Source organism: Desertihabitans aurantiacus, from assembly GCF_003344635.1.
Taxonomy (GTDB): domain Bacteria; phylum Actinomycetota; class Actinomycetes; order Propionibacteriales; family Propionibacteriaceae; genus Desertihabitans; species Desertihabitans aurantiacus.
On sequence record NZ_QPKK01000132.1, the window covers coordinates 1 to 10,514 of the forward strand.

The 10,514-nt window shown below is 72.5% G+C and carries 11 protein-coding genes and 2 tRNA genes; 8 read left to right on the plus strand and 5 right to left on the minus strand.

Translation table 11 applies throughout. The features are described 5' to 3' along the window. The first annotated feature begins 134 nt into the window (after positions 1-134). The 4 genes from DVA66_RS11640 to DVA66_RS11655 all read left to right on the plus strand — a co-directional run bounded on the left by DVA66_RS11640 (position 135) and on the right by DVA66_RS11655 (position 2,978). The gene (locus tag DVA66_RS11640) at positions 135-1,316 is read left to right on the plus strand and encodes a Mur ligase family protein (RefSeq protein WP_114560248.1); all 1,182 of its coding nucleotides are present in this window, start codon (positions 135-137) and stop codon (positions 1,314-1,316) included. Continuing rightward, positions 1,313-2,038: a type 1 glutamine amidotransferase gene (locus tag DVA66_RS11645; protein ID WP_114560239.1), complete on the plus strand. Its 726-nt coding sequence runs from the start codon at positions 1,313-1,315 to the stop codon at positions 2,036-2,038. The genes DVA66_RS11640 and DVA66_RS11645 overlap by 4 nt, the downstream gene beginning before the upstream one ends. Before the next feature lie 50 nt (positions 2,039-2,088). Continuing rightward, a tRNA-Lys gene (locus tag DVA66_RS11650) sits at positions 2,089-2,164 on the plus strand. A 142-nt stretch (positions 2,165-2,306) separates the two neighbouring features. Further along, on the plus strand, positions 2,307-2,978 hold the full coding sequence (locus DVA66_RS11655; protein WP_114560240.1) for an O-methyltransferase: 672 nt from the start codon (positions 2,307-2,309) through the stop codon (positions 2,976-2,978). Here DVA66_RS11655 and DVA66_RS11660 read toward each other — a convergent pair. The 5 genes from DVA66_RS11660 to DVA66_RS11685 form a co-directional block, all read right to left on the minus strand. After that, positions 2,975-4,219, minus strand: coding sequence for a DUF418 domain-containing protein (locus DVA66_RS11660; protein ID WP_114560241.1), 1,245 nt, complete (start codon positions 4,217-4,219; stop codon positions 2,975-2,977). The two genes, DVA66_RS11655 and DVA66_RS11660, sit on opposite strands and share 4 nt — an antisense overlap. A 129-nt stretch (positions 4,220-4,348) precedes the next feature. Then, a complete protein-coding gene (locus DVA66_RS11665) occupies positions 4,349-5,155 on the minus strand; it encodes a carbohydrate ABC transporter permease (protein ID WP_114560249.1) in 807 nt (268 codons plus the stop codon). 131 nt (positions 5,156-5,286) lie between these two features. Next, positions 5,287-6,369 (minus strand): carbohydrate ABC transporter permease, encoded by a 1,083-nt coding sequence (locus DVA66_RS11670; RefSeq protein ID WP_408608908.1) that lies wholly within the window; start codon positions 6,367-6,369, stop codon positions 5,287-5,289. A 128-nt stretch (positions 6,370-6,497) separates the two neighbouring features. Further along, positions 6,498-7,826, minus strand: coding sequence for an ABC transporter substrate-binding protein (locus DVA66_RS11680; protein ID WP_114560243.1), 1,329 nt, complete (start codon positions 7,824-7,826; stop codon positions 6,498-6,500). Between the two features lie 145 nt (positions 7,827-7,971). Continuing rightward, the gene (locus DVA66_RS11685) at positions 7,972-8,274 is read right to left on the minus strand and encodes a DUF3618 domain-containing protein (RefSeq protein ID WP_114560244.1); all 303 of its coding nucleotides are present in this window, start codon (positions 8,272-8,274) and stop codon (positions 7,972-7,974) included. Positions 8,275-8,354: 80 nt separating this feature from the next. Between DVA66_RS11685 and bcp the strand changes: the two genes are divergently transcribed. From bcp to DVA66_RS11705, 4 genes are all read left to right on the plus strand, one after another. Then, on the plus strand, positions 8,355-8,834 hold the full coding sequence (gene bcp, locus DVA66_RS11690; RefSeq protein ID WP_114560245.1) for a thioredoxin-dependent thiol peroxidase: 480 nt from the start codon (positions 8,355-8,357) through the stop codon (positions 8,832-8,834). A 46-nt stretch (positions 8,835-8,880) separates the two neighbouring features. Next, positions 8,881-8,962 (plus strand) — tRNA-Leu (locus DVA66_RS11695). 52 nt (positions 8,963-9,014) lie between these two features. Continuing rightward, a complete protein-coding gene (locus DVA66_RS11700; RefSeq protein WP_114560246.1) occupies positions 9,015-9,965 on the plus strand; it encodes a hypothetical protein in 951 nt (316 codons plus the stop codon). A 78-nt stretch (positions 9,966-10,043) separates the two neighbouring features. Further along, on the plus strand, positions 10,044-10,454 hold the full coding sequence (locus DVA66_RS11705; protein WP_157973969.1) for a hypothetical protein: 411 nt from the start codon (positions 10,044-10,046) through the stop codon (positions 10,452-10,454). The last annotated feature ends 60 nt before the right edge of the window (positions 10,455-10,514 follow it).

The window sequence follows — 10,514 nt, forward strand, 5'->3', positions numbered from 1 at the left end:
GGGGAGCCACCAGGGTCCCCCAGCCGCTCGGCCGCCGGCTGCGGCTGGGCGCGGCCGTGCTCGCCGGACGGGCCGCCGCCCTGGCCTCCCGGCTGTCCGGGCGTGGCAGCGGCGCCTCCATCCGCGGCCAGGTCATGCTCCGGCTCGACCCGACCGCGCTGGCCACCCTGCTGCAGGGACGCCGGATCGCCGCCGTCTCCGGCACCAACGGCAAGACCACCACCACCCACCTGCTGGCCGCGGCCGTCCGGGCTGGGCTGGGCGCCGACGCCGACCGGGTGGTCACCAACGCCGACGGCGCCAACCTGCACCACGGCATCGCCTCCGCCCTCGGGCAGGCGCCGCACGCCGACGTCGCCGTGCTGGAGACCGACGAGCGGGTGGTCGCCGACGTCGTCCGGCTGGGACGTCCGGAGGTGCTGGTGCTGCTGAACTTCAGCCGCGACCAGCTCGACCGCCACCACGAGATCAAGGCCCTGGGCCGCTCGTGGCGCAACGCCCTGGAGGCCGCCGGGGCCGACGGGCCGGTGGTGGTCGCCAACGCCGAGGAGCCGCTGATCGTGTGGGCCGCGCGGACCGCCCGCGAGGTGGTCTGGGTGGACACCGCCAGCCGCTGGCAGCAGGACGCCTCGCTCTGCCCGCAGTGCGGCGCCGGGCTGGCGCGCACCCAGCCCGACCCCGAGACCGGCGAGGGCGGGGACTGGAGCTGCACCGGCTGCGACCTGGCCGAGCCGAGGGCGGCGCTGAAGGTCCGCGACGGGCAGATCATCGACGCCGACGGCCGCCGCTGGGATCCGCAGCTGCAGGTGCCCGGCGGGTTCAACATCGGCAACGCCGCGCACGCCCTGGCGGCCGCGCACCTGCTCGGGGTGGGCACCGAGGAGGCGCTGGCCGGGATGCGCACCGTCACCTCCCCCGGCGGACGCTTCGCCACCGCCACCATCGCCGGCACCCCGGTCCGGCTGGTGCTGGCCAAGAACCCGGCCGGCTGGGCCGAGGCGCTGCCGCTGGCCCGGTCGGAGACCGTGGTGCTGGCCATCGACTCCGCCGCCGCCGACGGCCGCGACGTGTCCTGGCTGTGGGACGTCGAGTACGAGCAGCTGCGGGGGCGCCGGGTGGTCTGCACCGGCCCGCGCGCGCAGGACCTCGCCGTCCGGCTGACCTACGCCGAGGTCGACTTCGCCGTCGAGCCCGACCTGGCCGAGGCGCTGCGGCTGGCCCGGGCGCACGGCCCGGCCGAGCGGTCGGAGCCCTTCGACGTCATCGCCACCTACACCCCGTTCCAACGGCTCCGCCGGATCGGAGGCATCGCATGAGCACGCCCGAACGCGTCCACGTGGCGCTGGTCTACCAGTCCCTGCTCGGCATCTACGGAGACCGCGGCAACGCGACCGTCATCGTCCAGCGGCTGCGCTGGCGCGGCTTCGACCCGGTGCTCACCGTGGTCGAGCCGGGTGACCCGCTGCCCGACGACGCCCAGATCTACCTGCTCGGCGGCGGGGAGGACGCCGCCCAGATCTCCGCGGTCCGGCTGCTGCGCGCCGACGGGGCGCTGGAACGGGCGGCCGAGCGGGGCGCGGCGGTGTTCGCGGTCTGCGCCGGCTACCAGATCCTCGGCCGCACCTTCACCGTCGGCGAGCACCAGGACGTCACCGACGGGCTCGGCCTGCTCGACGTCACCACCACCCGCGGCCCGCACCGGGCGGTCGGGGAGCTGCTCGGGCGCTGGACCGCACCGGACGGCCAGGTGCACGAGATCACCGGGTTCGAGAACCACGGCGGCTGGACCGAACGCGGCCCGGACGCCGAGCCGTTCTGCACCGTCGAGGTGGGGATCGGCAACGGCGACGGCACCGACGGCGCGGTCAGCGGCTCGGTGATCGGGCTCTACCCCCACGGGCCGCTGCTGGCCCGCAACCCCGCCCTGGCCGACCACGTCATCTCGGTCGGGCTGGGACGCGAGCTGGAGCCGCTGCAGCACCCCGAGATCGACGAGCTGCGCCGGCAGCGGCTGGCCGCCGTCCGCGCCGGCCGCTGAGCGCCCGATTTCGCTCCGGCGATCGCCTGCGGTAGAGTCCTCACTCGCGCGCACCGCTAGCTCAACTGGCAGAGCAGCTGACTCTTAATCAGCGGGTTCAGGGTTCAAGTCCCTGGCGGTGTACCACCACGAGATCCCCGTCCGGCTCTGCCGGGCGGGGATCTGTCGTTGCGGGGGGCCCCGTCCCGGACCCGGCCCGTGCGGCAGACTGCCTCGCAGGGCCGACGGTCGTCCGCGGGACGGCCGCCCGATTCGGGAGGGGACGCGGATGGACCAGGACGGCACCCGGGAGCTGCTCGCCAGGATCGACGACTACGTCGCCGACCTGTTCGCCCCGCAGGACGAGGCGCTGGAGGCCGCCCGGCGCGACAGCGAGGAGGCCGGGCTGCCGGCGATCAGCGTCTCGGCCGGTGAGGGGCGGCTGCTGCAGCTGCTGGCCGGGATCAGCGGCGCCCGGCGGGCCCTGGAGATCGGCACCCTCGGCGGCTACAGCGCCATCCACCTCGCCCGGGGGCTGACGCCCGGCGGCACGCTGCTCTCCCTCGAGCTCGAGGAGCGCCACGCCGAGGTGGCCCGCCGCAACCTCGAGCGGGCGGGGCTGTCGGAGCAGGTGGAGGTCCGGGTGGGCGATGCCCGCGCCAGCCTCGCCGCGCTCGCCGACGCCGGTGCGGAGCCGTTCGACCTGGTCTTCATCGACGCCGACAAGGAGGGCTACCCCGACTACCTCGAGGCGTCCCTGGTGCTCTCGCGGCCCGGCACCCTGCTGCTGGCCGACAACACCATCCGTGACGGACGGGTGCTCGACCCGAGCGACACCTCGACGGCGGCGATCCGGGAGTTCAACCAGCGGCTGGCCGCCGACCCCCGGGTCGAGGCGGTGGTGCTGCCGCTGCTGCGGGAGAAGGTCGACGGCATCGCGATCGCCCGGGTGGTCGGCTAACCGGCCACCGCGCCACGCCCGGACGTCCGGCCGTAGGAGAGCCGCCGCAGCAGCGTCTCGGCCGGACCCCGCTCGCCCCGGCGCTCCAGCAGCACCGCACCCGCCACCGTGACCAGCCACACCCCGACCGCGAGCAGCGCCGTGGCTGCGCTGCCCAGCACCGCCCCCAGCCCCAGCCCCCAGGCCGCCAGCAGCGGCGCGCAGAGCACCGACTGGGCCAGGTAGCACGACAGCGACCGCTTGCCCACCGCCGTCACCGCCCCGACAACCGGACCCTGGTGGCGACCCCTCAGCCGGGCCGCCAGCAGCCCGAACACCGCGACGTACCCCAACCCGCCGGCCAGGCCGCTGCTGCCCTGCAGCACGCTGGACACCCACGACACCGAGTCCGGCACGGGCAGCACGCCCAGGTGGTCCAAGGCGTGCGCGAGGCCCGCCACCCAGGCGACCGGCAAGCCGATCGCGGCCACCCGCCGGAGCAGGGTCAGGTGCTGCTCGGGATGCTCGAGCACACCGCGGCGGGCGGCCCAGAACGCCGCCAGCACGGCGACCGGGATGACCAGCGTGAACAGACCCTGACCGAGCACCAGCAGCGGCCAGAACGTCAGCCGGGCCGGCACCGAGGCCGGCCAGCTCTCGATCCCGTTGATGCCGGTGATCATGCCGAGCCCGGCGAACGCGCCCTCCGGGGCGGGCAGCTGGGCGACGAGGTAGGCGCCCACCACCGCCAGCAGCGAGCCGAGCACGATCAGCGCGGTGAGCACCGCCAGCCACACCACCAGCGTGGTGTCGCGGCGCCGCAGGAACCCGGCCACCAGGATCAGCCCGACCAGGCCGTACGCGCCGAGGATGTCGCCGTACCAGAGCAGGGCCGCGTGCACGAAGCCGAACACCAGCATCCACAGGTGCCGCCGTCGCAGCACCCGCCGGACGGACCGCTCGTCGCCGCCACGGGCCAGCTGGCGCTGGTAGAGCTGCACGATCCCGTAGCCGAACAGGAAGGCGAACATCGGGTACACCCGGGAGTCCACCGCGGTGATGATGACCAGCTGCACGACCCGGTCGAGCATGCTGCCGTCGGTGGGGTGGACGGTCGAGCTGCCGGCGGTGCTGCCGTAGAGGTACCAGGGGGTGTTGGCCAGGGCGATCAGCAGCAGCATCACCCCGCGGGCCAGGTCCGGCGCCAGCGAGCGCTGATCGCCCCGCATCGAGCTCGGCAGTGGTGCCGCGACGGTCGTCATGGGGTCATCGTCGACCGCGGCCGGGCGGGGTCGACAGGCCCGGCGGGACGGTCCCGGGAGCGCCCAGGGTCATCCCCCAGCACGCCGACGGGCCCGGGCGACCTCGCCCGGGCCCGTCGCGGTGGGGCGCTACTTCACGCCACCGGCGGTCAGGCCGGCGACGATGCGGCGCTGGAAGATCAGCACCGCGATGAGCAGCGGCACGGTGACCACCACACCGGCCGCCATGATCGTCCCGTAGGGGGTGTCGTAGCCGTACTGGCCGGTGAACTTGCTGATCGACACCGTGGCGGTCTGCATGTCCTGGTCGCGGCCGAAGGTCAGCGCGATGATGAACTCGTTCCACACCGCGATGAAGGTGATGATCGCGGTGGTGAACACCCCCGGTGCGGCCAGCGGCAGGATGATCCTGCGGAAGGCCTGGCCGGGCGTGCAGCCGTCCACCATCGCCGCCTGCTCCAGCTCGACCGGCAGCTGGCGGAAGAAGGCGGTGAGGTTCCACACGCACAGCGGCATCGCGAAGGACAGGCTGGGCAGCACCAGCGCCTGGTAGGTGTTCATCCAGTTCACCGGGAACCACTCGTAGGTGCCGGTGAACATCTTCAGCAGCGGGATGATCAGCGTGATGCCGGGGAACATCGAGGTGGCGATGATGACCGCCAGGATGATCCCCTTGAAGCGGAAGCGCAGCCGGGCCAGCGCGTAGGAGGCGATGATCCCGAACAGCAGCGTGAGCAGCGTCGTCACCGAGGAGACGATGAGCGAGTTGCCGAGCGACACCATGAAGTTGTTGTTGCCGGTGAAGACGCCGACGAAGTTCTCCAGCGACGCGGGGCTGGGCAGCAGCTCGGTGCTGCGGCCCTCGTCCGGGGTCCGCAGCGAGGAGACGATCATCCAGTAGAACGGCAGGACGCAGTAGATGACGATCAGCGCCATGCCGACGTAGGAGGCGATCCGACCGAGCCGCTGCCCCGTGCTCTGGCGGGGCTTGTTCAGCTGGGCGATCTCCTCCGCGGTGGTGTGCCGCCCCGTCGGCGCCTCCGCGCCGACGCGCTCTGCGGTGGTGCTCACGGCATACCCCCCGAGGTGATGCTGGTGCGTTGCTTGCCCGGCCGGGTGCCGGCGAGCCTGGCCCGTTCCTTCTTCCGCCGGCGTTGCTCCTTGAGCGCCTTGGACTCCTCGTCACCGACGACGTCGGCACCGAGCAACCGGACGAAGAGGTAGGCGATCAGCACGATGTAGAGGAAGAGCACGATGGAGTAGGCCGCCGCCGGTCCGTAGCGCGTCTGGTTCGCCTCCTCGTAGGCGAACATCGACAAGGTCTCGACCGAGTACTTGGCCGGGCCGATCATGCCGTAGGGCAGGTCGAACATCCGCAGCGTGTCGAGCGTGCGGAAGAGCACCGCCACCACCAGCGTGGGCTTGACCATCGGCAGGGTGATCCGCCAGAACGTCCGCCACGCGGTCGCACCGTCGACCTTGGCCGCCTCGTAGACATCCGCCGGGATGGTCTGCAGCCCGGCCAGCACCAGCAGCCCGATGAAGGGGGCGGTCTTCCAGACGTCGGCCAGCACCACGGCCCAGAAGGAGTACGGGTTGTCGGCCAGCCACAGCACCTGCTGGCCGAGGAGACGGTTCATGATCCCGGCCTCGTCGAAGATCAGCCGCCACATCAGGGCCGACACGATGGTCGGGATCGCCCACGGCACGAGGATGCCGGCTCGGACGAACCCGCGTCCGCGGAACGCCTTGGACATGATCAGGGCCATCAGCACCCCCAGCACCGTCTCGATCGCGATGCACACGATCGTGAACAGACTGGTGTTGATGAAGGCGTTGATGAAGCGGTCCATCGTCCCGTAGTTGCCGGTGACGTCGTTCAGCCCCGCGAAGATGGCGGTGAAGTTGTTCAGGCCGACGAACTGCTCACCGCCCTGCAGGATGCCGGTCTGGGGGTCGATGCCCTCGTTCTCACGGAAGAACGCCTCCCGGACCGAGAGCAGGATGGGGATCCCGACGGTCAGCAGCAGCACCACCATGGTGGGTGAGATGAGCAGGGCCGCCAACCGACCCTGGCCATCGCTCAGCACGTTGGCCTTCGGTCGACGTCCTCGACCTGGCGGTGCCTCCGCCCGGGCCGGTCCAGTCACAGTCGCCACCCCTACCTCCTCGCAGACGTGGACGGCGCCGTCGCCGTCCGAAGGTGCCGGTGTGGCCGCCCCGCGGGAGGGGACGGCCACACCGGGTCGACGCACCCGGGCCCGGGGCCCGGGTCACTTCACTGGATCAGACCCTCCAGCTTGGTCTGCAGGTCGGCGAAGGCGGCCTGCGGCTCGGCGTTGCCCTGCAGCGTGGTGTAGGTGGCGTCCTGGATGGCCAGGGTGACGTCGCCGTAGTTGACCACCTTCGGCCGCGGCCGGGCGGTCTCGATCGAGGCCTTGAGCGTCTCCATGTACGGGTAGGCCTCGACCACCTCGGGGTCGCTGTAGAGGGACTCACGCGTCGGCGCCTGCGAGGTGGCCAGCGCGTTGCTCTTCTGCTGCTCCTCCGCGGCCAGCCAGATCATGAAGTCCAGCGCGGTGCCCTTGTTCTCGGCGAACTTGCTGATCGCCCAGTTGTGCCCGCCCAGGCTGGAGACACCCGGCCCGTTCAGACCCGGCAGCGGGGCCACCGCGAACTTGCCGCTGATGTCGGACTCGCTGGCCAGGTTGTACACGTAGGGCCAGTTGCGGTGGAAGACCAGCTTCGAGTCCTGGAAGGCCTGCCGGCCCTCCTCCTCGGTCCAGGTCAGCGCGGCCTGCGGGATGGTGCCGTCGGCGAAGGCGTCGCGCATCCAGGTCAGCCCGGCGACCGCCTCGGGCGTGTTCGCGGTCGGCGCACCGGAGTCGTCGGTGATGTGCCCGCCGGCGCCGTCGACCGCCTCGGAGATGTTGACCGTCAGCCCCTCGTACTTCTGGTGCTGGCCGCCGTAGCAGTCCGCACCCTCGGCCTCGGGCACCTCGGCCTTGACGGTCTCGCAGGCCGCCTTCATCTCGTCGTAGGTGGTGGGCACCTCGACGCCGGCCTGCTCCAGCCAGTCGGAGCGGTAGTAGAGCAGCCCGCCGTCGGACGTGGTCGGGATGCCGTAGAGCTGGTCGAAGTAGGTGACCGAGTCGATGGTGGGCTGCAGGAACCCGGTCAGGTCGACCTTGTCCTTCGGCAGCGCGTCGACGTACTGGTTGGCCGCGAACTCGGCGGTCCAGACGACGTCCATCGAGAGGATGGTGTACTCCGAGCCCTGGGTCTCGGCGTTCTGGATCATCTGGTTGCGCTGCTGGTCGGCCTCGTCGGAGAGCTCGATCAGGGTGACCTGCTCGTCCGGGTGGTCGGCGTTCCACATGTCGATCATGTTCTGCACGTTGCCCGAGGTGTCCTTGCCCTGCACCATCGTGATGGGGCCACGCTGCTCGTAGGCCGGGTCGGTGCCCGGTGCGCTGGCGCCGCCACCGGGAGCGGCCTCCTCGCCGCCGCCACCGCCACCGCCACCGCCACAGGCCGCCAGTGCGAGGAGCACGCCGCTCGAGAGCGCGGCCGCCGCCACCCGTCGGGGCTGTCGTCCAAGTGCCATGAGTCCCTCACTTCGTTGTCGAGAAACACCCGTCGGGTGCACCGTCACAGTAGACAGCACGCTACGCCGGGCAACTCCCCGGGTGGACCGGGGATCCAATCGTTATCAAAGCGCAGCCACGAGAGATCCTGCGGTGGACCGCCCCTCAGCCGCGACGTCTGGTGAGCCTGCGCAGCACCAGCACGAAGGTGACGATCCCGGCCAGGGCCCCGCCGATCAGCGCGATCCGGTCCCAGCGCCAGCCGTGCTCGTCCTTGACGTGGGAGGCGGCCTGGTCGAGCTCGGCGCGGGCCTGCGCCTTGGCCTCGTCGACCGAGCGCTGCACCACCCGCTTGGGGTGCACGTCGTCGACCAGCTCCCGGACGTCCTCGGCCACCCGGGCGCGAGCAGCCGCGACCTGGGCCCTGGCCTCGTCGATCGTGATCCTGGGCTGCTTGTCCTTGGCCATGCTCACTCCTTCGATCGGCTGCGGTGGTCAGCCTAGTGGTGCGGCTGCGCCGGGGTCGGGCGGGAAGTAGGGTGACCGCCATGACGAGCCAGCTCGCCCCGGGCGACACCGCCCCCGCCTTCACCTTGAGCGACGCCGACGGTGGACAGGTCTCGCTGGCCGACTTCGCCGGTCAGCGTGTCATCGTCTACTTCTACCCAGCCGCGATGACCCCAGGCTGCACCACCCAGGCCATCGACTTCACCGCCGCCACCGACTCCCTCACCGGGGCGGGGGTCAGCGTGCTCGGGATCTCCCCGGACGAGCCCAGCAAGCTCGCCCGCTTCGCCGAGCAGGAGGGGATCAGCTTCCCGCTGCTGTCCGACCCCAACCTGGAGACGCTCAAGGGGTGGGGCGCCTACGGCTCGAAGATGCTCTACGGCAAGGACGTCCAGGGCGTCATCCGCTCGACCTTCGTGGTCGACGTCGACGACGAGGGCGTCGGCAGCGTGGTGGAGGCCCGCTACAACGTGCGGGCCAAGGGCCACGTCGAGCGGCTGCTGCGCGACCTCGGGGTCTGACCGAGCGGGCGCAGCCGCGCCGACCCTAGACTGACGACGCACTCCCGCCGGAGTGGTGGAACTGGCAGACACGCAGGATTTAGGTTCCTGTGCCCCTGGGCGTGAGGGTTCGAGTCCCTTCTCCGGCACCCCGCCCGCCAGGGCCTCCCGGATGACCGCCCGGCGTGCCACGCTCAGCAGGTGCAGACCCGCCTCCAGCTCAACCGCCGCACGGTCCTCACGCTGACCGCCGTCGGGCTGGGCGGGGTCGTCGGGTGCTCCTCCCGGGGCACCCGACAGCTCGCCGCCCGGTGCCGCGCGGTACCCGGTGTCGCGGAGGTCGCGATGACCGACCGGGTCGGCTTCGCCTCAGCCGCCCAGCTCCTGCTGCTGCTGGCCGACGGCCTGCCCGCGGCCGGGGCGCACACGGCGGTGGCCGAGGTGTGCCGGCTCTGCGACGCCGACGGCTGGAGCGGTGAGCTGCAGGTACGACGCGTCCGGGACAGCCCCGAGCGGCTGGTCGCCAGCACCACCAGCCCGCCCGCCGCCGCGCTGCTGGCGGACTGGTTCACCGTCGGCGACACGGTGGAGGGATCGGTCTTCCTCAGCACCACCGGGACGCCCGGTGCCCCGGTGGAGCGCGCGACCTGTCAGGTCCGCAGCGCCGACGTCGCCACCGACCTCGAACGGTGCGTCGGGCTGGCCACCACCTCCTTCGACCGGTGGGTGCTGGAGGACCCGGAGGCCTGGCAGCGCTGCACCGTGCCCGCCCCCGAGCCCGACGACGTCCGCCGCTGGCGGCGGCTGGTCGACTCCACCGAGCCGCTGCCCGCACCGCTCCGGCAGGCCTCGTGGTCGTCCAGCCGGCTGCCCGACCTCCGTCAGCTCGAGCTGGCGCTGCGGCTCGAGGACGACCGCCCGCCCGCGGAGGTCCGCGCGGAGGAGGTGCTGCCGGTGGTCGAGCCCATGCTGGCGGCGGCGGGGCTGACGGCCACGGAGGTGGAGGCGACCGGGCCGATCACCCTCGACCTCACCCTGCTCCGGTTCGAGGGCCGCCGGGAGTACCTGGGCAGCTGGCGCAGCGACGAGCGTCCCGGTCCCTCCGCCCCGCTCGACGCCGATCTCGGTGAGCTGCTGCCGCTGCCGGGCTGAGCCTGCGCCGGTCCGCCGGGTCGCGGCCCCGAGCTGGGCCACACTGGTCGCGATGGCGACCACGGAGGCGGTGCTGCGGTGAGGGACGGGTTGCTGGTCGCCGTGGTGGTGGTGCTGCTCGTGCTGGGGCTGGTCGAGGCCGTCAGCAACACCGTGCACCTGGCCGCCGGGCGGGTCGACACCTGGGGACGCCGCCAGCACCGCGAGCTGCCCCGCACCGCCACGGCCGCCGAGGTCCGGCGCAAGGTGCTCGCCATGCTCGCCCTCGGCGTCTTCCTGGTGGTCGCGGTGGTCGGTGCGGTCGCCCTCGACCAGCCGTCGGGGCTGGTCGTGGCCGCGGTGGCCGTCCTCGTCGTCACCGGCCTGGACGCCGTCCGCGCCCGCACGACCGCGGCCCTGGTGCCGGCGCTGCTCGCCCTGCTGCTGCTGGTGCTCACGGTGCTCGCCGTGGTGCCGGGCCAGCCGCCGGCCCCCTGCTCCTGCCGCTGAGGCGCCGCCCGCCGCTGCGACCACCGGGATACCGCGCCTGGGTCCCGCCCCGTGCCGAGC